Origin of the sequence: Actinomyces weissii (assembly GCF_016598775.1) — a bacterium.
Taxonomy (GTDB): Bacteria; Actinomycetota; Actinomycetes; order Actinomycetales; family Actinomycetaceae; genus Actinomyces; species Actinomyces weissii.
This window is the reverse complement of the sequence record NZ_CP066802.1, coordinates 2,213,422-2,235,679: the sequence shown is the minus strand read 5'-3', so window position 1 is coordinate 2,235,679 and position 22,258 is coordinate 2,213,422. Positions and strand designations below refer to the sequence as shown.

General features: G+C 70.8%; 17 protein-coding genes. 12 read left to right on the top strand and 5 right to left on the bottom strand.

Annotated elements, in window-relative coordinates; translation table 11 throughout:
* Positions 1-124 precede the first annotated feature (124 nt).
* The gene (locus JG540_RS09005; protein WP_200275490.1) at positions 125-2,140 is read right to left on the bottom strand and encodes a dolichyl-phosphate-mannose--protein mannosyltransferase; all 2,016 of its coding nucleotides are present in this window, start codon (positions 2,138-2,140) and stop codon (positions 125-127) included.
* Between the two features lie 35 nt (positions 2,141-2,175).
* Here JG540_RS09005 and rsmI point away from each other — a divergent pair, with 35 nt between their 5' ends.
* Complete coding sequence (rsmI, locus tag JG540_RS09000; RefSeq protein WP_200275486.1) at positions 2,176-3,084, top strand: 16S rRNA (cytidine(1402)-2'-O)-methyltransferase; 909 nt, start codon at positions 2,176-2,178, stop codon at positions 3,082-3,084.
* A gap of 147 nt (positions 3,085-3,231) precedes the next feature.
* Here rsmI and JG540_RS08995 read toward each other — a convergent pair whose 3' ends face one another.
* The 3 genes from JG540_RS08995 to JG540_RS08990 form a co-directional block, all read right to left on the bottom strand.
* The gene (locus JG540_RS08995) at positions 3,232-4,071 is read right to left on the bottom strand and encodes a hypothetical protein (protein ID WP_200275485.1); all 840 of its coding nucleotides are present in this window, start codon (positions 4,069-4,071) and stop codon (positions 3,232-3,234) included.
* Positions 4,068-4,190 carry a hypothetical protein gene (locus tag JG540_RS10620; protein WP_267977937.1) on the bottom strand — a complete coding sequence of 41 codons (123 nt, stop codon included), beginning with the start codon at positions 4,188-4,190 and terminating at the stop codon, positions 4,068-4,070. Before JG540_RS10620 ends, JG540_RS08995 begins: the two co-directional genes overlap by 4 nt.
* Positions 4,191-4,272: 82 nt before the next feature.
* Positions 4,273-4,863 (bottom strand): hypothetical protein, encoded by a 591-nt coding sequence (locus tag JG540_RS08990; protein ID WP_200275484.1) that lies wholly within the window; start codon positions 4,861-4,863, stop codon positions 4,273-4,275.
* Between the two features lie 128 nt (positions 4,864-4,991).
* Here JG540_RS08990 and metG point away from each other — a divergent pair, with 128 nt between their 5' ends.
* The 11 genes from metG to JG540_RS08935 all read left to right on the top strand — a co-directional run bounded on the left by metG (position 4,992) and on the right by JG540_RS08935 (position 19,902).
* A complete protein-coding gene (gene metG / locus JG540_RS08985; protein ID WP_200275482.1) occupies positions 4,992-6,833 on the top strand; it encodes a methionine--tRNA ligase in 1,842 nt (613 codons plus the stop codon).
* Between the two features lie 96 nt (positions 6,834-6,929).
* Positions 6,930-7,868 (top strand): TatD family hydrolase, encoded by a 939-nt coding sequence (locus JG540_RS08980; RefSeq protein WP_200275480.1) that lies wholly within the window; start codon positions 6,930-6,932, stop codon positions 7,866-7,868.
* 282 nt (positions 7,869-8,150) lie between these two features.
* Positions 8,151-9,092: an aggregation-promoting factor C-terminal-like domain-containing protein gene (locus tag JG540_RS08975; RefSeq protein ID WP_234042777.1), complete on the top strand. Its 942-nt coding sequence runs from the start codon at positions 8,151-8,153 to the stop codon at positions 9,090-9,092.
* Between the two features lie 119 nt (positions 9,093-9,211).
* The gene (locus JG540_RS08970; RefSeq protein WP_234042776.1) at positions 9,212-10,318 is read left to right on the top strand and encodes an aggregation-promoting factor C-terminal-like domain-containing protein; all 1,107 of its coding nucleotides are present in this window, start codon (positions 9,212-9,214) and stop codon (positions 10,316-10,318) included.
* Positions 10,319-10,461: 143 nt separating this feature from the next.
* Entirely contained in the window at positions 10,462-11,394 is a 933-nt protein-coding gene (locus JG540_RS08965) for a transglycosylase family protein (protein ID WP_200275476.1), read from the top strand.
* 104 nt (positions 11,395-11,498) lie between these two features.
* Positions 11,499-12,467 (top strand): 16S rRNA (adenine(1518)-N(6)/adenine(1519)-N(6))-dimethyltransferase RsmA, encoded by a 969-nt coding sequence (gene rsmA, locus JG540_RS08960; RefSeq protein WP_200275474.1) that lies wholly within the window; start codon positions 11,499-11,501, stop codon positions 12,465-12,467.
* Positions 12,464-13,450, top strand: coding sequence for a 4-(cytidine 5'-diphospho)-2-C-methyl-D-erythritol kinase (locus JG540_RS08955; protein ID WP_200275472.1), 987 nt, complete (start codon positions 12,464-12,466; stop codon positions 13,448-13,450). Before rsmA ends, JG540_RS08955 begins: the two co-directional genes overlap by 4 nt.
* Positions 13,450-15,354 (top strand): ABC-F family ATP-binding cassette domain-containing protein, encoded by a 1,905-nt coding sequence (locus tag JG540_RS08950; protein WP_200275470.1) that lies wholly within the window; start codon positions 13,450-13,452, stop codon positions 15,352-15,354. The genes JG540_RS08955 and JG540_RS08950 overlap by 1 nt, the downstream gene beginning before the upstream one ends.
* Before the next feature lie 200 nt (positions 15,355-15,554).
* Positions 15,555-16,040, top strand: a complete 486-nt coding sequence (locus JG540_RS08945) for a hypothetical protein (RefSeq protein ID WP_200275468.1) — start codon at positions 15,555-15,557, stop codon at positions 16,038-16,040.
* Positions 16,041-16,312: 272 nt separating this feature from the next.
* Positions 16,313-18,394, top strand: a complete 2,082-nt coding sequence (locus JG540_RS08940) for an FHA domain-containing protein (RefSeq protein ID WP_200275466.1) — start codon at positions 16,313-16,315, stop codon at positions 18,392-18,394.
* On the top strand, positions 18,391-19,902 hold the full coding sequence (locus tag JG540_RS08935) for a serine/threonine-protein kinase (protein WP_200275464.1): 1,512 nt from the start codon (positions 18,391-18,393) through the stop codon (positions 19,900-19,902). Before JG540_RS08940 ends, JG540_RS08935 begins: the two co-directional genes overlap by 4 nt.
* Before the next feature lie 140 nt (positions 19,903-20,042).
* Here JG540_RS08935 and JG540_RS08930 read toward each other — a convergent pair whose 3' ends face one another.
* Positions 20,043-22,253, bottom strand: coding sequence for an RDD family protein (locus tag JG540_RS08930; protein WP_200275462.1), 2,211 nt, complete (start codon positions 22,251-22,253; stop codon positions 20,043-20,045).
* Between the last annotated feature and the right edge of the window lie 5 nt (positions 22,254-22,258).

The following is a 22,258-nucleotide window of genomic DNA, read 5'->3' as shown; positions in this document are numbered from 1 at the left end:
CAGGCACACCCCACCACACCCAGGATCGGCACGTAGCACCCAGGGCCGGTCCTCGAACCGCACTGCGCGCCCAGAACCGGGAGAAGCCCAGCCCCTGTGCAGCCCTCAGATCCAGCTATAGGGGTCAGATCCAGCTGTCAAAGAGCATGTGCCAGGACCAGTACTGGTAGGTCACGGTCTGCCCGGTCCACAGAGGCCACCACAGCACCGCGAACACGATCGCCGTCGTCACTACTGCGCCGATGAGCAGGATCCCCGCAGGCTTGGGCTGCAAAGGTGGCAGCCCGTCACCCGGGAGCAGCTCTGGCACGGCCTGCCCGCTAGGCGCGGGCCTGGGCGGTGCCACCAGCACCGTGCCGTCACCTGTGGTCTCCTCGAAACGCGGACGGTTGCTGCCATCCGGCCACTCGGCAGCAGGCCGGGTGATGATTGAGGTCCGCAGCGGGGACCGGTCCCAGAAACGCCACCGCTCCAGGAAGCCCCCTGGTACCTCATGGGGACGGGGCAAGGGCGCGAGCAGCCCGGCCGCAGCCCCCAGCGGCAGCACCAGGGCCAGCACCACCTCCGGTACGAAGCTGACCGTGTAAAAGGTAAAGATCGTCCGGTCCGGGTAGAGGAACCAGGGCGCGTACAGCCCCAGGTAGCCCGCCAGCGGCACCCAGGCGCGCCAGTCCCGCCGGTAGAGCGCCAGGCAGCCGATCAGGGCCGCCAGCCCCAGCAGCGCCGCCCACCAGATCGGGATGTTGCCGATAGAGGTAATCGCCTGCACGCAGCTGTGGTTGACACCGCAGGCCTGATCCTGCCCGATAGCCCGTAGGCCCTCCTCACCAGGCCAGTAGAAGGAGGTGGGACGCTGCTGCACCAGCCAGCCGATCGGCTTGGACTGGTAGGGGTGGGAGGCGTCCAGGTTCACGTGGAAGTTCCACATCACCAGGTGGTACTCCACCAGGTCGTTCAGCTGGTCCGGCAGCCAGGACCGGGCTACCGCCCCGCCGTGCGTTGCCCGCTGTGCCGCCGCCCAGCCGTGGTTGTAGGCCTTGGGCTGCAGGAACCAGGACCACCAGCCCGCCACGTACACCAGTACCGCCACCACCACCAGGTGCACGAAGCTGTTCACGGCCCCGCCCAGCCAGGTCAGCAGCGCCCGCCCCGCCTGCAACGCCCTGAGCGCCGTAAAGTCCCACACCACCACGATCAGGCCGACCACGGCCAGCAGGTAGATCCCGGACCACTTGATCGAGCAGGTCAGGCCCAGGCTGACCCCCGCAGCCAGCAGCCAAGGCCGCAGCCGCAGCAACCGGGCGGCCCGGCCAGGCTGCGTCCCCGCCAGCTCCCGAGCCAGCCGCTCCCGTAGCCACTGGCGGTCCCGCACCAGGCAGTACAGGCTCAGGAGCCCGAACAGGCCCACGAACACGTCCAGCAGGCCGATACGGGACTCGGTCAGCGCCACGCCGTCGATCGAGAGCAGCAGGCCAGCGACCCCCGCTAGCGTCACCGAGCCGGACAGCCGCAACGTCAGCCGGATCAGCAGCAGCACCGTCAAGGTTCCCGCGATCGCCGTCGCGAACCGCCAGCCCACCGGGCCGGTACCCATCAGCTGCATACCCCAGGCGATCAGCCACTTGCCCAGCTGCGGGTGCACCACGAAGGACGGCTCAGTGGTCAGCGCGGAGAAGTCACCGGCAGCAAAGAGCTGGTCGGCGCCGTCGTTCCACTTGGACTCGTAACCGTTCTGCCACAGGGCGTAGGCGTCCTTGACGTAGTAGATCTCGTCAAACATCAGGCCCTTGGGGTGGTTCAGTCCGACCAGGCGCAGGGTGGCCGCGAACAGGGTCACCACCAGCGTCACCAGCCAGCCCAGCCGGTTCGCTAGGGCCGACGGCGCCGCTCCTAAAGGCCGCAGCAGCAGCGCCGCGCGCAAGGACTCGGTGTCGCGTGCCGTCGTTCTGGGGGGCGGTGCCGCTCCCGGCTCCTCCGTAGCCGACACCACGCCCGCCTCGTCCGCGGCAGGGGCCGGGGCAGGGACCTCACCGGGGGAGGGAGTGGGCGCGGAGCCTGCTGTGAGTACGGGGGCGGACGAGGCCAGGGGCTCTGGGGTGCTCTCGCTAGGGCCTTCAGAGTGCGGGCTCGTATTAGTCACCCGCCGAGTCTAGGCCGCAGGACATACTGTCGCCCATGACGAGCACCGATAATTCTCCCCAGGAAGAAGCCCTGCCTCGGCCTGACGCCGCAGCGCGCCCGCGGGCTGGAGCCATCACGCTGGTCGCCACGCCCATCGGTAACACCCAGGACGCCTCGGCGCGTCTGCTGGCGGCGCTGGTGCACGCCGACGTCGTCGCCGCGGAGGACACCAGGCGCCTGCTGGCGCTGGCAGGCAGGCTGGGGGTCAGGGTCGGCGGCAGGCTGGTTGCGGTGCACGAGCACAATGAGCGGGGCCGGGCCCCCGAGCTGGTCACGGCGGCACAGGCCGGGCAGGCGGTCGTCCTGGTCACGGACGCAGGTATGCCCTCGGTGTCGGACCCCGGCTACCGGGTGGTGGAGGCAGCCCACCAGGCTGCCGTCCCCGTGACCGTGGCCCCGGGTCCCTCAGCGGTGCTGACGGCGCTGGCCCTGTCCGGGCTGCCCTCTGACCGCTTTTGCTTCGAGGGTTTCCTGCCGCGGCGTCCGGGTGAGCAGCAGCGGCACCTGCGCTCGCTGGCGGAGGAGACCCGCACCATGGTCTTCTTCGAGTCCCCCCGGCGCGTCCACGAGACCTTGCAACGGATGACGGACACCTGGGGGAAGGATCGTCCCGCCGTGCTGTGCCGTGAGCTGACCAAGACCTATGAGGAGGTGCGGCGCGCCACCCTGGGCCAGCTGGCCCGCGACACCGCGGCGGAGGAGGTGCTCGGTGAGGTGGTGCTCGTGGTGGGCGGGGCCAGCGCCTCAGCGGCGGACCCGGAGGCTGCCGCCCGGGAGGCGCTGAGCCGTAGCGACCAGGGGGAGCGGCTGAAGGACGCCGCCGCCCAGGTCGCCCAGGAGGCCGGGTTGCGTACCAACCAGGTGTACCGGACCGCCCTGGCTCTAAGAGAGGCGCGGGACTGAGCGTCAACCTGGTGGAGGCCCCCAGCGGCCGCCACCGGTGCTGCACCCGTTCCGGACGAGCCCCCGGGGCTCAGTAGCCGCCTAGCGGTCGGCTGCCAGCAGGCCCTGAGCCTCAGCAGCCAGCTCCGTTTCAGCCCTGTGGCCCGGTCAGCGTTCGTCCTGCAAGGGGACCGCCCGGTAGACCACCTGCTTGGGGGCGATACCGTAGGCACCGGCCTGGGCTCCCGAGGTTGGTGAGGTGCCTACGGCCTCAGCGTCTGCCTGCACCGGCAGGGAGGAGAAGGTCGGGGCCGAGGCTGCGGGGCCCACCGAGGCTAGCTGCCCGTAGCCCAGGGGACTGGTACCTGCAGGCGCCACCGCCCCGAAGGCCGAGGGCTGCCCGGAGGCGGCAAAGCCTCCCAGGGGCGCCTGCCAGCCCGGAGCCGTGGGGGAACCGCCCTGGGCGATCAGCTCCATACGGGTCCGCAGGTACGCCCGACGCCTACGCCTTCCCCGCAGCAGCAGCACCACTCCGGGTACCAGGACCACGAACCCGGTCAGCATGCTGAAAGGTAGTAGCTTGAAGGCGGTCAGGGCACGCATGTAGTCGTCGTCCAGTGCGGACACGTTCAGCTCTGCCGGCAGTGAGGAGCTGCAGGAGACCTGGTAGGGGCGCTCCGCTGGCACATCGAAGTAGTAGGCCTGCTCCGGCTTGACATAGGTCCGCTGGGTGGCCCGCTGCAAGGGGACCGCAGAGCCGTCGGACAAGGTCACCGAGCAGCTCAGGTCAGGGGCGTCGCTGTAGATGCCCCACTGGTCGGCCTTGAGGGTCACTGTCTGCGGGGTCGGGCTGAGAACCTTCTGGGTCTGGGGGGTGGGGCCCGTGCTGGTGGCCATCAGGAGGATGAACACGATCAGGTAGCCCACGGTGAGCAGCAGGCCCGTGCCCACAAGCAGCAGCGGGTTGCGCAGACTGGGCGGACCTTGGTGCGGCAGGGTGTTGTTCATAGGGAGGACCACAGGGGACTAGGAGGGGCGGACTGGGTGGCGAGCAGGGAGAGGCCAGCAACCTGGGTGCCGACGGCACACGCCCGCCAGGGCAGGCAGGCGCGCGTCGTCGGTGTCATAGGCACAGGGTACGTGGCTTCTGCCTGCAGGCTAGGGCCCAGGCGCGGATAGTGCTGCCCGGAACCGCCCCCGTGCCGGGGCTCAGCGCCCCTGGCGGGAGGCCCGGGAGACCCGCACCAGCAGCCAGACCAGCCCCACGACGCTGACGACGAGGCTGAAGAACATCCCGGTGCCTGCCAGCAGGGCGTAGCCCACCTTGCCCAGGTCCTCCGCGGTGAAGAGCGCCTCTCCGTAGTAGACGGGCGGGTGGAGGCCGTCGCCGCAGGTGATCTGGTGCGTGCCGTCCCTAAGGGGCTTGAAGGTCAGCACCATGCGCTGGTCCTGCAGCTCGATATCCGTGGTCACCGGGTCCAGGGCCAGCGTCTGCCCCTCCGGGTCGAGGACCTCGCAGTGCCTGAGGTGCGTGTTGGTGTAGATGGCGTAGGTCTTGGAGGTGCTCAGCTGCGCGGTGGTGCCGTTGGCCTGGTCAAGTGGGGTGAGCCGGGTGTCCCTGACCCCGGAGGCGATGGTCGCCGCCAGCAGGCCGGTGCAGACCAGGCCTAGCACCAGGCCACAGACCAGTGTGATGACCGGGCCCTTCTTTCCCGTGGGGCGGCCGGCCGGGGCAGAGCCCGGGGCGGCTTGGGGGTAGGCCGGTGGTTGCTGGTTCTCGGCGGGCGGCATGGTGGTCATTGAGTCTCCTGGGGCGAGTGGGTCGGCTGGGGCGGGACTGGTACAGGGTCTTCCCATGTTAGGGCCTGAGGCTGGGAGCGGCCTGGCCTCCGCGTAGAACTGGGCTGGGGAACGGCTACTGTTGACCCATGAGCCACATCCTCTCCGCGGTCGCCTGGCCCTACGCCAACGGCCCCCGCCACATCGGACACGTCGCAGGCTTCGGCGTCCCCTCGGACGTCTTCTCCCGCTACATGCGCATGGCGGGTCACGAGGTCCTCATGGTCTCAGGGACCGACGAGCACGGCACCCCGATCCTGGTGGCCGCCGACGAGGAGGGCATCAGCGCCCGCGAGCTGGCGGACCGCAACAACCGGCTGATCGTCGAGGACCTGGTGGCCCTGGGCCTGTCCTACGACCTCTTCACCCGCACCACGGCCGGCAACCACTACCACGTGGTCCAGGAGATGTTCCGCGCCGTGCGGGACAACGGCTACATGGTGGAGCAGGTGACCCGCTCCGCCATCAGCCCCTCCACCGGGCGGACCCTGCCCGACCGCTACATCGAGGGCACCTGCCCGATCTGCGGCACCGACGGCGCTCGCGGCGACCAGTGCGACGCCTGCGGCAACCAGCTCGACCCTACCGAGCTGATAGACCCCCGCTCCCGCATCAACGGCGAGACCCCCGAGTTCGTGGAGTCGGCGCACTGGTTCCTGGACCTGCCCGCCCTGGCCCAGGCCCTGTCCGCCTGGCTGGACGAGCGCGAGGAGTCCGGCTCCTGGCGGCCCAACGTCATCCGCTTCTCCCAGAACATCCTCAAGGAGATCCGCCCCCGTGCCATGACGCGCGACATCGACTGGGGTATCCCCGTGCCCGGCTGGGAGGACCAGCCCACCAAGCGCCTGTACGTGTGGTTCGACGCCGTCATCGGCTACCTGTCGGCCTCCATCGAGTGGGCCCGCCGCAGCGGGGACCCGCAGGCCTGGCGCCGGTGGTGGAACGACCCGCAGGCCCTGTCCTACTACTTCATGGGCAAGGACAACATCGTCTTCCACTCCCAGATCTGGCCCGCCGAGCTGCTCGGCTACAACGGCCAGGGCGCCAAGGGCGGCACCACCGGCGAGCTGGGCCCCCTGAACCTGCCCACTGAGGTCGTCTCCTCAGAGTTCCTGACCATGGAGGGCAAGAAGTTCTCCTCCAGCCACGGCATCGTGATCTACGTGCGTGACTTCCTGTCCCGCTACCAGGCGGACGCCCTGCGCTACTTCATCTCCGCAGCAGGCCCGGAGAGCGCGGACGCCGACTTCACCTGGGCCGAGTTCGTGCGCCGCACCAACGGGGAGCTGGTCGCGGGCTGGGGCAACCTGGTCAACCGCACCGCCAGCATGATCCACAAGCGCTTCGGGCAGGTCCCCCAGCCAGGGGCGCTGGAGCCGGTGGACCAGGCGCTGCTGGACGCCGTCGAGGCCGGCTTTGGCACCGTCGGGGACCTGATCCGCCGTCACCACCAGAAGGCGGCGCTGGCGGAGGCCATGCGGCTGGTGGGTGAGGCGAACAGGTACGTGGCCGAGACCGAGCCCTTCAAGCTCAAGGGCGAGGACCAGCTGGAGCGCCTGGGTACGGTGCTGCACACCCTGGCCCAGGTGGTCACGGACCTGAACCTCATGCTCTCGCCCTTCCTGCCGCACGCCGCCAACGACGTCGACCGGGTGCTGGGGGGCACTGGGCAGATCGCCCCCATGCCCCGGATCGAGGAGGTGGCTGACCTGGACCCGCAGGTCCTGCCCGCCGCCTTCGAGGGCCGCGCTGGCTATCCGGTCATCACCGGCGACTACACCACCGCCCCGACCTGGGGACGGCACGCCGTCCAGGTGGGCCGGCCGGTGGCCAAGCCCACGCCGGTGTTCGTCAAGCTGGACGAGTCGATCGTGGAGGAGGAGCTGTCCCGCTACGCCGGCTCCGCCCCCGACGACGTCACCGGCGCCTGAGCCGCGCTGTCACCGGTGCCTGAATCGGGCCCGGCCCCGTGCCCGGTGCCGCACCCAGGTGGCCGTAGCCCGGCCGCAGCGCCCCAGGAGGAAGCAATGAGCCGCAAGCACCGTGACCGTTCCTGGCCGCCCCTGGAGGCGGTGGAGCCGCTGGCCGTCCCGGTGGTGGACAACCACACCCACCTGCCGGTCCCCGGCCTGGCCGAGGGCGGACCTGGCTCCCAGGAGCCCCTGGACGCCAGCGAGCTTGTGGCCCGCGCCGCCGCCGTCGGGGTCACTGGGGTGGTTACCTCCGCCTGCGAGGTACCCACCTGGGAGGGCAGCCTGCAGCTGGCCCGCCAGCTGGAGGGGGTGCGCGTGGCCCTGGCCGTCCACCCCAACGAGGCGGTGCTGCACGCCGGGGTGCGGGAGGTGGGGCCTGACGGCCTGGAGCCCCCGGTCCGCCCCCACCACGCCCAGCCCCTGGACGAGGTCATGTCCCAGCTGGAGTCCCTGCTGCGTGCCCACCGGGACGTGGTGGTGGCGGTGGGGGAGAGCGGCCTGGACTACTTCCGCTCCGGGGAGCGCGGCAGGCAGGCGCAGCGCGCGGCCTTCCGGGCCCATATCGCCCTGGCCAAGGAGCTGGACCTGCCCCTGCAGATCCACGACCGGGACGCGCACGCCGACTGTATGGAGCTTCTGCTGGCTGACGGCGCCCCCGCCCGCACCGTCTTCCACTGCTTCAGCGGCGGGGCGGAGCTGGCACGGGCCTGTGCCGAGCAGGGCTGGTACGCCTCCTTAGCCGGGACCGTCACCTATCCGGCGAACACCACGCTGCGTGAGGCCCTGCGCCTGCTCCCCCCGGAGCTGCTGCTGGTGGAGACGGACGCTCCCTATCTACCGCCAGCCCCCTGGCGGGGGCGTCCGAACGGCTCCTACCTGCTGCCAGCCACGGTGCGGTTCCTGGCCGCTGAGCTAGGGTTAGCAGAAGCAGCCGCCTGCACGTTGCTGAACGGCAACACAGAACGGGTCTACGGCTCCTGGCGAACGGCCTAACGCCGTCTAGGGGCCTTTGAGGCTTGAGATCACGGGGTAACAGCCCGGTGTCGCGGGTGGCTGTGGCGGGTGCCTGACTGTGAGCAAAGGCATTGCCGTGCCCTGGAGCTGTCGGTTAGCGTGCATACCTGTTGTCAACCGTTAGGAAGTTCCACAGTGGGTCGTCACTCACAGAGCAAAGCAGGGCTAGGGTCCTCCCTGAGCGATCTCGGCCTAGCCGTCGCCTCTAGCCTGCACCGCACCCCTGCCTCGGGGCGCCGGGCTGCCGCCCCTGCCAAGATCATGGTCCCGACCTCGGTCTACCGTGCTGGTGGAGTGGCTGCCGCCGTGTCCCTGGCGGTCTCCTCCGTGGCCTACGCCGCCGTCCAGTCAGACGCTGGTCAGCCGTCCCTCAACAGCCGCGCCCGGGCCGCCCTGGACCTGAACGGCCTGGAGGCTGCCACCACCGGCCAGGACGGGCAGGCCCGGCAGGTCTCCTTCACCCTGGTGGTGGACGGTGCCAGCACCCAGGTCACCACCAAGGCCGCTACCTGGGGGGAGGCGCTGGTCGGTGCCGGGGTGGTCGTTGACGGCAACGCCGGTGACACCGTCTCCGTGCCCCTGACCGAGGCCCCGGCAGAGGGCACCACGGTGACGGTCGCCCACGCGGGCACCACCACCCAGACTGCGGACACCACCGAGGCCCACGGCACGGTCGAGAAGCAGACTGACACCCTGCTGCAGGGTGAGAAGAAGGTTGAGACCCCCGGTGTCGACGGCGTCAGCCGCACCACCTACAAGGTCAGGACCGTGAGCGGCCAGGAGGTGGGCCGTGAGGCCCTGTCCACCACCCAGATCTCCAGCAAGGTCGACGAGGTGGTGCTGGTGGGCACCGGCAGCCCGCAGGACGTGGCGGTGGCCCAGGCCGGGGACGGCAAGTCCGTCTCCTCCGCCCAGGCGATCGCCAAGGCGATGCTCCGCTCCTACGGCTGGGGCGAGGGAGAGTTCTCCTGCCTGGTGAACCTCTGGCACCGCGAGTCCACCTGGAACTACCAGGCCGAGAACCCCTCCTCGGGTGCCTACGGTATCCCCCAGTCCCTTCCGGCCTCCAAGATGGCCTCCGCCGGGGCTGACTGGCAGACCAACCCGGCCACCCAGATCAAGTGGGGCCTGGGGTACATCCAGGACCGTTACGGTTCGCCCTGCTCCGCCTGGGCGCACTCCAACGCGACTGGCTGGTACTGAGCCGCCAGGCCGGGCCTGGTGGCTGGAACCACCGCCAGGACAGCCCCGCACACAGAATCCAACCGGCAGCAGAACACCTGTCGGCTAGCCCCACACGCCCCGAGACGAAGGATGGTCACATGACTTACGAGCGGGAAACGGACAAGGACTACGACGGCGAGGCCCCCAGCGTGCACACGCTGGTCGGGGCCGAGGCCCGGTCATTCACCTCCACCGCCCTGCGTGCAGGTGCCGTGGCGGCCGTGCTCTCCATGGCCGTCTCCGGCGTCGCCTACGCGGCGGCCGTCAAGGCCACTCCGGAGGCCCCCACGCCGGGGGTGGTCGAGGCGGCCCTGATGCTGCCCGCCGTGGGTGAGCCCAGCAGCACCCCCCAGGCCCAGGCTGTCACCTTCCAGCTGGTGGTTGATGGGCAGGGGCGTGAGGTGTCTACGTCTGCTGGTTCGTGGGGGCAGGCTCTGCTGGAGGCTGGTGTGGGGGTGGACACGGCTGCGGGTGACCGGGTGTCGGTGGCGCTTGATGGCGTGCCGTCTGCTGGTGAGACGGTGGTTGTGGACCGTGTGGTGGTGTCTTCTGAGTCCAAGGAGGACAAGGAGGCTTATGCCACGGTGGAGGAGGAGACTGATGAGCTCGACAAGGGTGAGCGCAAGGTCAAGACTCCTGGTGTGGATGGGGTGACTCGTACGACCTACACGGTGCGTACGGTTGGTGGTCAGGAGGTCTCGCGGGAGGTTGCCGCGCAGGTGGTGGCCACCGCCAAGGTCGACGAGGTCGTGCTGGTAGGCACCAAGGAGAAGAAGCAGGAGACCAGCAGCTCCGGCTCCCAGACAGGCAACCGGAGCGAAGGATCTGGCTCCGGCAGCTCCGGGTCGTCCGGCTCCGAGGCACCCGCCCCGGCACCCGCTCCCGCGCCTTCCGGCACCAGTGCCGCTGACGCCCAGGCCACGGCCCGTTCCATGATGGCCTCCTACGGCTGGGGCGAGAGCGAGTTCTCCTGCCTGGTAGCCCTGTGGAACCGGGAGTCCGGCTGGAACTACCGGGCCGAGAACCCCTACTCGGGCGCCTACGGCATCCCCCAGTCCCTGCCTGGCTCCAAGATGGCCTCCGCTGGCAGTGACTGGCGGACCAACCCGGCCACCCAGATCAAGTGGGGCCTGGGCTACATCCAGGGACGCTACGGCTCGCCCTGCGGTGCCTGGAACCACTCTGAGCGAGTCGGCTGGTACTGACCAACCAATAGCAGCCGGTGACGGGCGTGCCACTCCAGACGGAGTGGCACGCCCGTCACTGGTGAACTAAGCCCCAAGCCCTGCGGCCGCCAGGGCTTTGCCGGTATCGTGCCGTGCAGAGTCCCGATCCGAAGGGTGGTGCCATGACCGGCGCAGCAGACTTCTCCCCACAGGCCGCAGCCCAGGCCCCGCGCCGCCGGGTCCCGTCACGGTCCTCTGTAGCGCGGGCAGGGGCGGTGGCCGCTGCAGTGTCCCTGGCCGTATCGGGAGCTGCTTACGCTGCCGTGCTACAGGCGCGTCCAGCTGGCTCGGCAGCAGGCGCGGACGCCGTCGCCGCTGCCGTCCTGCCAGCAATCGGCCAGGGTGCGACGCCGGCTGCCAACACGGTGACCTTCCAGCTGGTGGTTGACGGGCAGGGGCGTGAGGTGTCTACGTCTGCTGGTTCGTGGGGGCAGGCTCTGCTGGAGGCTGGTGTGGGGGTGGACACGGCTGCGGGTGACCGGGTGTCGGTGGCGCTTGATGGCGTGCCGTCTGCTGGTGAGACGGTGGTTGTGGACCGTGTGGTGGTGTCTTCTGAGTCCAAGGAGGACAAGGAGGCTTATGCCACGGTGGAGGAGGAGACTGATGAGCTCGACAAGGGTGAGCGCAAGGTCAAGACTCCTGGTGTGGATGGGGTGACTCGTACGACCTACACGGTGCGTACGGTTGGTGGTCAGGAGGTCTCGCGGGAGGTTGCCGCGCAGGTGGTGGCCACCGCCAAGGTCGACGAGGTCGTGCTGGTAGGCACCAAGGAGAAGAAGTCCTCCAGTGCCCCGGCTGGCGCGGCACAGGCCCTGGCCAATGACGACGGCAGCCTGGACGACGACTTCGCCCGCCTGGCCCAGTGCGAGTCCGGCGGCAACCCGCGCGCCGTGAACCCCGCTGGCTACTACGGGCTCTACCAGTTCTCCCTGTCCACCTGGGCCTCTGTGGGTGGCACCGGCAATCCGATCGACGCCAGCCCGGAGGAGCAGCTCATGCGGGCCAAGATCCTGCAGGCACGCTCCGGCTGGGGACAGTGGGGCTGCCCCCACTGACGGCAGGGCTCGTGGCCTGCTCTGAGGCCGCTGTCCAGCTGGCGGCGCCGACGGCGGGGCTGCCGCCGCGGGATGCTGTCAGCGCCTCCCGGTAGGCTGTGACCATGCCAGAGAGCCTGCCCCGGAACAGTCCGCAGCACCCCGCCGCCGGCCTGCTGGGCCCGGCGGAGGTGCGCGCCCTGTCCGCCGCCCTGGGCATCCGCCCCACCAAGACCCTGGGGCAGAACTTCGTGCATGACGCCGGCACCGTGCGGCGCATCGTGCGCAGCGCCGCCGTCACCCCCCAGGACACCGTGCTGGAGGTCGGCCCCGGCCTGGGCTCGCTGACCCTGGCCCTGCTGGAGACCGGTGCGCGCGTGGTCGCCGTCGAGATCGCCCCACCATTGGCCCAGGCACTGCCGGGTACCGTGGCCACCCGCATGCCGCAGGCCACGGGCCGCCTGCACGTGTGCCAGGCCGACGCCCTGACCGTCACCAGCCTGGACCGGCTGCGGCTGCCGCCAGGCTGGCCCGCCCCCACCCGCCTGGTAGCCAACCTGCCCTACAACGTGGCCGTGCCGGTGCTCCTGACCCTGCTGGCCTCCCTGCCCAGCCTGCGCACCGCCACCGTCATGGTGCAGGCGGAGGTCGCCGACCGGCTGGCCGCGGGCCCCGGCAGCCGTACCTACGGGGTTCCCTCCGTGAAGGCCGCCTGGTACGCGGCCGCCCGCCGCACCATCACCATCGGCCGCACCGTGTTCTGGCCCGTGCCGAACGTGGACTCCGCCCTGGTGGAGCTGGTGCGACGCGAGCCCCCTGCCACCACCGCCAGCCGGGAGCAGGTATTCGCCGTAGTGGACGCCGCCTTCGCCCAGCGCCGCAAGACCCTGCGCAAGGCCCTGGCAGACCTGTCCGGCGGGCCGGAGCAGGCCGAGACCGCCCTGCGGGCCGCCGGGGTGGCGCCCACCGCCCGGGGGGAGACCCTGGACGTCCAAGCCTTCGCCCGCGTGGCCGAGGCGCTGGTCCAGCAGGGCAGCCTGCCCCCGGCCCCGCCCGCCGTCAGCCCCGTCGACCAGGAGGACCGCCGTCCATGAGCCACTTGCGTGCAGTTCCCGCCGCTCCCGGCAGCCCGGGCCGCCACGGCTCCCCGGCCTCGGTGCGGGTGGAGGCCCCCGGCAAGGTCAACCTGTACCTGTCCTGCGGGGCCCCCGGGCCGGACGGCTACCACCCCCTGGTGACCGTGTTCCAGGCCGTGCGCCTGATCGAGCGGGTCACCGCCCGCCGGCAGAGCGCCGACGCAGTGGGACGCATAACCATCAGCCTGGAGGAGCCGGACCCCCGGGTCCCGCTGGACGGCTCCAACCTGGCGGTGCGGGCGGCCCGGCTGCTGGCCGAGCACACCGGGGTCACCGAAGGCGTAGACCTGCTGGTGCGTAAGCGTGTGCCCGTGGCCGGGGGAATGGCCGGGGGATCTGCTGACGCCGCGGGGGCGCTGCTGGCCTGCAACACCCTGTGGGGCACCGGCCTGGACAGCGAGGAGCTGATGTGCCTGGCCGCCCGGCTGGGGGCCGACGTGCCCTTCCCCCTGGCTGGCTTCACGGCCCTGGGGCACGGCCGGGGGGACAGCCTGAGCCCACTGATGTCCCGTGGACGCTTCACCTGGGTCTTCGCCCTGGCCAAGTGGGGGCTGTCCACCCCGGCGGTGTTCGCGCGCTTTGACGAGCTGGTGGCGGACGGGAGGCTGCCCGGCGGCCCCCGGGGAGCGGAGCCCGCACCGGCCCCGGAGGCGCTTACCGCGGCCCTGCGCACCGGCGACGTCGCAGGTGTGGCCGCTGGCCTCCACAACGACCTGCAGGCCGCTGCGCTCTCCCTGCGCCCCGAGCTGGAGAGCGTCATCGCCACCGCTGAGCGGGCCGGGGCGCTGCGGGCTATCGTCTCCGGCTCCGGACCCACGGTAGCGGCCCTGGTCACCGACGCCGGGGCGGCAGTGGTGGCGCGGGCCCTGGAGGGCCTGCCCGGGGTGGTCGGCACCGTGCGGGCGGACGCGCCCGTGGCCGGGGCGCGGGTGGTGCGCTGATGGCGCACCTGCTCGGGGTGGAGGGCCTGCGGCTGGAGGTCGGCTCCCGGCTGCTGCTGGACGAGGTGACGCTAGGCATCGAGGACGGCACCCGGGTGGGGGTGCTGGGCCCCAACGGGGCGGGCAAGTCCACCTTCCTGCGGGCCCTGTCCGGGCTGCGGGAGGTGGACGGGGGCCGGGTCACCCGCTCCCGCGGCACCCAGCTGGTCATGCTGACCCAGGCGGATGAGCTGGCTCCGGGGACCTCGGTGGTGCAGGCCGTGCACCCCGGGGTGGCGGAGCACGTGTGGGCCTCGGACCCGGCGGTGCGCGACATCCACGCCGGGCTGCTCAGCGACGTGCCCCTGGACGCCGACGTCGCCACCCTCTCCGGGGGGCAGCGGCGCCGCGTGGCCCTGGCCGCCGTGCTCACCTCCAGCGCCCAGGTAGTGGTGCTGGACGAGCCCACCAACCACCTGGACGTGGAGGGGGTCGACTGGCTGGCCCGCCACCTGCGGCAGCGTTTCGTGGGCGCTGGGGGACGGGACCAGGGGGCGCTGGTGGTAGTCACCCACGACCGCTGGTTCCTGGACGCGATCTGCACCAATATCTGGGAGATCGTCCCCGGCGTGGACCCGGGCGGTGGCCGCCCCCAGGTGGCAGGCCGGGTAGAGACCTACGACGGCGGCTACGCGGCCTACGTGCTGGCCCGGGCCGAGCGTGCCCGTCAGGCCGCCGTGCAGGCCCAGAAGCGGGACAACCTGCTGCGCAAGGAGCTGGCCTGGCTGCGTCGGGGCGCCCCGGCCCGCACCTCCAAGCCCCGGTTCCGCATCGACGCGGCAGAGGCGCTGATCGCGGACGTGCCCCCGCCCCGTGACTCGGTGGAGCTTATGGCCATGGCCACGGCCCGGCTGGGCAAGAAGGTGATCGACCTGGAGGAGGTCAGTGTCAGCTACCCGCTAGGCGGAGGGGCGGGCACGGAGGGCGGCGGTGAGCGCCAGGTGCTGTCCAAGGTCACCTGGCGACTGGCCCCCGGTGAGCGGGTGGGGGTGGTCGGTGTCAACGGCGCGGGCAAGACCACCTTGCTGCGGCTGCTGGAAGGTACCCAGGAGCCCACCAGCGGGCGGGTGGTGCGCGGCAGGACCGTCAAGGTGGCGACCCTGTCCCAGTCCACGCACGAGCTGGACGCCCTGGCCCAGGAGCGGGTGGTCGACGCCGTGGCGCTGGTTGGGGAGCACGTCACGGTGGGAGGCAAGGAGCTCTCCGCCTCCCAGCTGGTGGAGCGCCTGGGCTTCACCCGCCAGCGCGCCTGGACGCGGGTGGGGGAGGTCTCCGGCGGGGAGCGACGCCGTCTGCAGCTGCTGCGCCTGCTGATGACCGAGCCCAACGTGCTGCTGCTGGACGAGCCCACCAACGACCTGGACACAGACACGCTGGCCGCCATGGAGGACATCCTGGACTCCTTCCCCGGGACCCTGGTGGTGGTCTCCCATGACCGCTACCTGCTGGAGCGGGTGACAGACCACCAGGTGGCGCTGCTGGGGGACGGCGCGCTACGCAGCCTGCCTGGCGGGGTGGCGCAGTACCTGGAGCTGCGCCGGGATGCTTCCAGGGCCGGATCAGCAAGTGAGATGAGTGGTCTGGGCGGGGCAGCGGGTGCTTCGGCGGCGCGGTCTGCGCAGGGGGCGGCCCTGAGCGGGGCACAGCGCCGGGAGGCGGTCAAGAACGTGGCCCGGATCGAGCGCAGGCTGGAGCGTGCGGATGCGTTGATCGAGGGGTTGCACACCCGTTTGGAGTCTGTTTCCGCCGATCCGGGGCGGGTGGCTGAGCTGGTTGAGCTGGGGCGGGAGCTGGCGGCAGCGCAATCGGAACGAGACGCACTTGAAGAGGAGTGGTTGTCGGCCGCGGAGCTCCTGGAGGACTAAAGTTGTGGTGCGCAAATAACGTGCACGTTTAATTGCGGCTAGCGTGTGGGTTCCAAGGGGTGCCGCACGCTTCCGCAGGTCTTGACCAGTCTCCGCATGAGTCCCGCACGGGCTCCAAGAGCGCTGGGCTGGTGGGGTACGTTTCAAACGCTTCATCTTCCGACTCCCGCAGTTTTGCGGGGAATCCAAGGAGTATTTGGATGTCTGAACGTCTTACTGCTGGCACTGCTGTCCAGTGGGCTGAGGGCAGCTGGACCGCTGTCGTCACCCCCAACGGTCTCATGCTCCTTCCCCCGGAGGTCTCCGACGAGCTGGTCAACCGCGTCTGGAGGCTGCTCCGCTCGGGCAGCGCGACCATGACCGACGTCCTCGACGAGCTGCTGGTCGCTCAGGGTGGGCGCATCGCCTCCATCCCGGACTTCGCCCTGCTGCTGCTGAGCGACAACGGCGACGTGCACCTGGCGCTGCGCGGTGTTCCGGCCCTGGAGGTCGACGGCGAGATCGTCGACGCCCGCGCCGTGTCCACCTGGTGCGAGACCGTCCTGCCCGCCCCCTCCTCAGTGCAGGTCCGCGTGCACGAGGCCCCCGGTGCGCGTATGCGTCCGGTGGTCGACGGTGTCGTCGCGGCCTCGGTGGTCCGCCTGGGAGACCAGCGCACCGCCGCCGTCGTCATCGACGAGGCCTGAGCCTCTTCTCCGAACCGCGCGGCCGGTCGGCCGTCACAGGTGCGCACGCGCCGTGGGACGTGCCGGAATGTTGGCGATGATTGCCCATTCTGACGCTTGTTCTCAATGTGGCGGCCGACTGGTCTGCGGTACTGTGGTCAGCATTCGTCATGTTCTGACCTAAAGCAATCCAGTTGTCGAAGGAGTCCCGGATGTCCACAGGTCTTACCACTGCAGGTGCTGTTCAGTGGGTGGGCGGTAGCTGGGTGGCCGTGGTAACGCCCCGTGGAGTCATGCTTCTGCCTCCCACCGCCGATGACGACATCGTCACCGACCTGTGGGAGCTGCTCCGAGCCGAGGGCACCTCGATGGTCGACCTGATGGACGCCCTGCTGGTCAGCTCCGGTGGGCACATCGGTTCCCTGCCGGAGTTCGCCGCGGTGATCGCCGAGGAGCCCGGTGCTATGCACGTCCTGGTGCGCGGTCGACCGGTCGTCTTCGTGGACGGCTCCAAGCTCGACTGTGAAGGCGTGGAGACCTGGTACGAGACCACCTTGGGGGCCGCCCAGGACGTGCGGGTGATCGCCCCCGAGGAGCTGCGGGGCCGCACGCGCCCGGTGGTCGACGCCATCGTCTCGGCGGCCGCGCTGCTGCTGGGGGGCGCCAAGGCTGACGGAGACATCATTCCCCAGGCCCCGGTGCCAGGCGAGCAGCCGGCCCCGGAGGAGCAGCCCTCCGCTGTCTCCCTGGCACCCGCCCTGGCCGAGGAGCCGGAGGCTGCTCAGGCGGAGGACGGGCTGCCGGAGGCCGTGGCCGAGACCCCCGCCTTCGTGGAGGAGCTGAGCGCTGCGGCGCTCGCCCCCGTCGTCACCGACCACGACCAGGCCGCGGCGGAGCCGGAGGAGGCCCCGGAGGGGGACTCTGCGCCGGAGGCGGCCGACCCTGAGCCGCAGGAGGAGGGTGCCCCGGCCCCCCAGGACGAGGACCTGAGCGAGCCCGTTGACGAGGTCGACGAGCTGGCGGACTCTATCCACGCTGAGCCTGTCACGCCCACCGAGGACCTGGAGGACGGTGCACCTGAGCGGTCGGAGGACTCCGCACAGGAGCCTGCCAGCACCGACGACCAGGCCAGGACCGAGACTGACGCGGAGCTTGGTACTCAGGTAGAGGTCGAGGCCGGCCAGCCTGGCACCGGCTCGGCCGACCTCATGTCCGGGACCGAGGCTGCCGCGGAGGCGGAGGCTGAGGCTGTGGCCGCGGACGAGACCGACCAGGATGACAGCGAGCAGGCCACCGAGGTCGATTTCGAGACCGGCGCTGCGGAGGCGCTACAGGCTGCCCCTGAGGCCGTGCAGGACACTGAGACCGCCCAGGACGAGGCTGAGACCCCCCAGGCTGACAGCGAGCAGGCTGACAGCGACCCGGCCCCTGGGGCCGAGGTCGCCGCTGAGACCGAGCACGACGCCGTGGAGGCTGACGCCGCAGCGCCTGCCCGTGGCTCACGTCCCAAGAAGGGACGCAAGAACGCCAAGGGCAAGAAGCCTGAGACCGTGCAGGCGCAGGAGCCTGAGGCCCAGGCGGCACCGGCTCCCGAGGCTGAGACCGTGCAGGCGCAGGAGCCCGTCGCGGCGCCCCTGGTCGGTCAGGTCCCGGCTGACGAGCTCGAGTACGAGCCGGAGGCGGAGCTCGGCCCCGGCATGGACTTCGTCGACGACTTCGACGACTTCGACGAGGAGGGCCCCGCGCCTGCCGCAGTCGCCTCGCAGCCTGGGGCCGAGGCTGACGGCCAGGTGCTGTCCTCCACCATCATCTCCAGCACCATGGACCAGGACCTGCCCGAGGCCCTCCTGGCTGAGCTGGACGCCGAGTTCGGCGTCGACCTGGACGCCGCCAGCAGCAACGAGCTCTACGAGGACCGCTACGTGCTGGCCTTCCCTTGCCCGAAGGGCCACGCCAACCCCACCAGCCGCAGCCACTGCCGTGTCTGCGGGGAGGAGCTGGTACTGCCCGCGCAGCGCATGGCCTGCCCCTCCCTGGGGACCGTGACCATGTCCTCCGGTGAGGTCATCTCCCTGGACCGCGACCTGGTGGTAGGCCGTCAGCCCGACGTCACCTCCTTCGCCATGGGGGACGTGCCGCCGCTGGCCGTGGTGGTGCCGAGCCCCGAGCGCCTCATCTCCCGCAACCACGTGCACATCATGCTGGAGGAGTGGGCCGTGCTGGTCGAGGACCTGGCCACCCGCAACGGCACCATCCTGTGCCGTGACGGCGAGGACCCGGTGCGCATGGCCCCCGGCACCTCCGTGCTCATCCGCAACGGCGACGAGCTGGTCCTCGGCGACGGCCAGTCCCTCGTCTTTGAGGACCTTCCGTGACCAAGGCCCAGGCAGAAGCCAGTGTCCCCCCGGGGATCGCTGGCTTCACCTACCTCCGGGAGATCGGCACTGGAGGATCGGCGCACGTCTACCTGTACGAGCAGCAGATGCCCCGGCGGCAGGTCGCCGTCAAGGTGCTCGACGCCGGAGGCAACAGCGGCGCCAAGGCCCGGATCGAGTCCGAGGCCAACCTGATGGCCAGGGTCTCCACCCACCCCGCGATCCTCACGATCAATGAGGTGGGGGAGACCTCTGACGGGCGGCCCTTCCTGGTAATGGAGTACTGCCCGCCGCCAGCACTGAGTGCCATCATCGACAAGGACCCGCTCAGCGTCGCCGAGACCCTGAACATCACCATCCAGATCGCGGGCGCCGTCGAGACCGCCCACCGGGCCGGAATCGTCCACCGGGACATCAAGCCCGCCAACATCCTCTTTACCAGCTACGGGCGGCCGGTCCTGTCCGACTTCGGTATCTCCGCCCTGTCCGACCCCAAGGGGGACAGCGAGCTGCGCGGCATGAGCGTGCCCTGGGCGCCGCCCGAGCAGCTGCTCGGCTCCCGCGTGCCGGTACCTGCCTCCGACATCTACTCCCTGGGTGCCACCGCCTACGCCATGCTCACCTGCCGCAGCCCCTACGAGGCGGTCGGCGGCGACAACGGCGTCTACGAGCTCTCCCGACGGATCGTAAAGGCGCCCCTGCCCCAGATCACCCGGGAGGACGTGCCACCATCCCTGCAACGGGTCCTGTCTACGGCCATGGCCAAGAAGCCGGAGAACCGCTACCCCAACGCCCTGGCCTTCGCGCGTGCCCTGCAGCAGGTGGAGAGCGAGCTCAGCCTGCCGATCACCACCATCGACGTGCTGCGGGCCTCCAACTCCGTGGAGGTCGCGGGTGCCAGTGACGACGACACCGCTGACGACACCGACGGCGGCACCACCAGGTTCGGGGTCTACGACGTCATTGACGTGGACAAGCCCCAACGGGCGGAGGGGACGCGGTCCAGGCCAGGCTCGCAGCAGGCCCCGGCGGGTCTGGAGGAGCTGGACCTGGATGGTGCTGCCGAGCCGCACCGGCCCCGGGGACGTCGGTGGATGGTGCTGCTGGCGGCAGGGACGGTCGTGGCCGCCTCCGCCGGGGGCTACCTCCTGCTGCACAGGCAGGAGCCGCCGCCAGCGCAGCAGGGGGGAGCGGGGCTTTCCACCATAGCGCCCGGACCCGGCGGGGCGATCGGCTCCACCGTGCCCTCGCCCCGGCACCTGGAAGGCACACTGGGGCAGGACGGGAGGGTCACCTTCACCTGGGAGGCCCCCACAGACTCCTGGCAGGGCAGCTACCTCTACGGCGTGGACCGTCCCGGTACGCAGCCCGCCCTGCTGCAGGTCAGCGAGCCCAAGGTCGTGGTGGACGCCGAGCCGGCCCGTACCTGCCTGGAGGTACGGGCGGTGCAGGCCAACGGCAAGGCCTCCCAGCCCGTTACCGCCTGCGTGAACACGCCTGCCCAGTAGACGGCAGGACGCCGGAAGGCACAGACGCTCAGGTACAGGCGGCTCTGCCTGTACACAGTGGTGCCCGGCGGGAACTGGTTCCTGCCAGCCCGCCGGGCACCTGCTCGCTCAAGGGCGCTGTCGGCCGCCTGCCCAGGCTCTCAGCGCTGCACGCGGTAGGCGGTCTGCCCCAGGAGCACCACACCACCCTCGTGCACCATGACGGCGACGTCGGTGGGGATCCGCCGGGCCTTGCCCGCCCGCACCACCCGGGTGCCGTTGCTGGAGCCTAGGTCCGTGACCAGGACGCCGTGATCGGTGGGCATCATGGCGGCGTGGGTCTTGGAGACGGAAGGCGCCTGGTCTCCCAGGGCCACCAGCTTGGCCTCCGGGTACCTGGAGGTGTTCAAGGGGGCACGCCCGATAATGATGGGGCCCGTGATGTGGATGGCCCGGCCGGTGTTGGTGAAGGGCATGAGCCGCATGACCGGCTCGCTGCGGTCGTCCACGAAAGCCGGGTCCGGGCCCTCTGTGCCCTCTGCGGAGACCACCTCGTCCGGGGCGGAGTCGGCGGAGTCGGCGGACAGGGAGTCGTCCTCGGCGATCAGGGCCTGGGCGAAGTAGCTGTCCAGGGACTCTCCCTCGGGCACCTCGATCATGGGCTCGTCGGTGGTGTGGCCGTCCACCAGGCTGGCGTCAATGAGGGTGTCGTTGACCGCCTTGGTTCCCTCCTCCGCGGGGGCGGTAGCGGGCTCCGGCGGCTCCGGCTGGTCCCCGGGCAGGACGACGGCGTCGGTGGCCGCGGCGCTGGCGGCTGCCGTGGCGTTGCGGGCGGCGGCCCGGCGGCTAAGGACCTCCTGGACCAGCTCGTAGTGGTCGTCGCTCTCAGAGGGTGAGGGAGCAGAACGGGGGGCGCCTATAGCCTCGTCGCCCGGCACCACCATGAAGGGGGAGTCATCCAGGTTGGAGAAGGCGTCCTGGTCAGGTACGGCCACGAAGTCGGAGGCAAAGGCGCTGTCGGCAAGATCCTGATCCTGCAGGCGTCCGTAGTCCTGGCCGTGCTCCGGCAGAGGCGGCACGACCTCACTGTGGTAGGCGGGTCCGGCGTGCTGCTCGACGGAGGGCTCAGCAGCCTCGGTGGAGGTCAGCTGCGTCTCCAAAGCGGCAGCGGTGACCAGGACCTCGTCAGCCTCTTCAGGCTCGTCTACGGCCTCGTCCGTGCCCGCCGCAGCACCTGCGGCTGCCTCCGCGGCCGCGGCCTCCAGGCTGCCGGGGGTGCCAGCCTCGGATCCCTCTGGGACCTCAGTGAGCTCGTGACCGGTGTCCGCCGCCTCCCCGGCCCCAGCACCGACAGGCTCCGGGGGAACGGTCTCGCTGGCCGACGCTGTCACGGTACCGCTTTCCACGACGGGCGCGGGCTCAGCAGGCACGAAAGCAGGAGCCGGGGCAGGCGGTGCCGCCGGGGCCTGCGTGTCAGTCAGGCCGTGCTCCGTCGTCTCCGGGTGCTGTGCGTCCGTCGAGCCTGCCGTAGCAGAGGCTGCCGCGACCTCCTTGGCGGCCTCGACGTCCTCCACCTCGGTGGCCGCCGGGGGCGGGGGCGCGGCAGCCGCAGGTGCGGGGGCGGTGTCCGCCGGGGCCGCCTCCGGCGCGGCGACGGGCTCCGGTGGCACAGAGCCCTCCACAGCCGGTGCCGGTACGGGGTCAGCGGGCACGAAGGCCGGAGCCGGATCAGCTTGTGCCGCCGGTGACGGCACGGCAGGCAGCCCGGCCTCCGGGACGGCCCGGGCAGGCTCAGCGGAAGCAGGCTGCGCAGCCTCGGCCGGGGGAGGAGGCGCCGTCCCCAGGTCCGCAGGCTCCTGCCCGTCAGCCTGGTACAGGTCCTCAGGCACCTCTGTCAGCGTGCCGGAGGACACCAGGGAGCTGGCCGAGATCTCCTCCTCATCCTCCAGGCCCGGCTTGGTGCTGAGCGCCATAAGCCCGGAGATACGGTCGTGCCAGCCCCGTCGGTCCGGGCTCTTGGCCGCCGAGCTCAGCAGCAGCAGGGAGCCGAAGCCCAGCGTCGGCACAATGGTCACCAGCACCAGGTCAGCGTGGAAGAACATCCCGATACCGGGCGCGCCACCGGTGCGTGCGTCCACGAAACGGACTCCCGCCACCCGGCCGCCCACGCTGTAGCCGGTGAGTGTAAGGTCTGCCTCGCGCACTAGCAGGATCACCACCAGGATCGCCACCAGCAGCCCCAGCTTGGGCTCGTTGAGCACCAGGATGGACACACCCATAAACAGCACTGCCAGTATGCTTATCAGCACGCAGTCGATGATTACCGCGCGCGCACGAGCCCCCGTGCTGGCGGGCACCCACTGGGCGTTCACCAGAG

Bases quoted from the DNA above. Each gene is read 5' to 3' on its own strand.
- rsmI (WP_200275486.1), top strand. From the start codon at position 2,176: ATGACGAGCACCGATAATTCTCCCCAGGAAGAAGCCCTGCCTCGGCCT.
- JG540_RS08995 (WP_200275485.1), bottom strand. From the start codon at position 4,071: ATGAACAACACCCTGCCGCACCAAGGTCCGCCCAGTCTGCGCAACCCG.
- JG540_RS10620 (WP_267977937.1), bottom strand. From the start codon at position 4,190: ATGACACCGACGACGCGCGCCTGCCTGCCCTGGCGGGCGTGTGCCGTC.
- JG540_RS08990 (WP_200275484.1), bottom strand. From the start codon at position 4,863: ATGACCACCATGCCGCCCGCCGAGAACCAGCAACCACCGGCCTACCCC.
- metG (WP_200275482.1), top strand. From the start codon at position 4,992: ATGAGCCACATCCTCTCCGCGGTCGCCTGGCCCTACGCCAACGGCCCC.
- JG540_RS08980 (WP_200275480.1), top strand. From the start codon at position 6,930: ATGAGCCGCAAGCACCGTGACCGTTCCTGGCCGCCCCTGGAGGCGGTG.
- JG540_RS08975 (WP_234042777.1), top strand. From the start codon at position 8,151: ATGGTCCCGACCTCGGTCTACCGTGCTGGTGGAGTGGCTGCCGCCGTG.
- JG540_RS08970 (WP_234042776.1), top strand. From the start codon at position 9,212: ATGACTTACGAGCGGGAAACGGACAAGGACTACGACGGCGAGGCCCCC.
- JG540_RS08965 (WP_200275476.1), top strand. From the start codon at position 10,462: ATGACCGGCGCAGCAGACTTCTCCCCACAGGCCGCAGCCCAGGCCCCG.
- rsmA (WP_200275474.1), top strand. From the start codon at position 11,499: ATGCCAGAGAGCCTGCCCCGGAACAGTCCGCAGCACCCCGCCGCCGGC.
- JG540_RS08955 (WP_200275472.1), top strand. From the start codon at position 12,464: ATGAGCCACTTGCGTGCAGTTCCCGCCGCTCCCGGCAGCCCGGGCCGC.
- JG540_RS08950 (WP_200275470.1), top strand. From the start codon at position 13,450: ATGGCGCACCTGCTCGGGGTGGAGGGCCTGCGGCTGGAGGTCGGCTCC.
- JG540_RS08945 (WP_200275468.1), top strand. From the start codon at position 15,555: ATGTCTGAACGTCTTACTGCTGGCACTGCTGTCCAGTGGGCTGAGGGC.
- JG540_RS08940 (WP_200275466.1), top strand. From the start codon at position 16,313: ATGCTTCTGCCTCCCACCGCCGATGACGACATCGTCACCGACCTGTGG.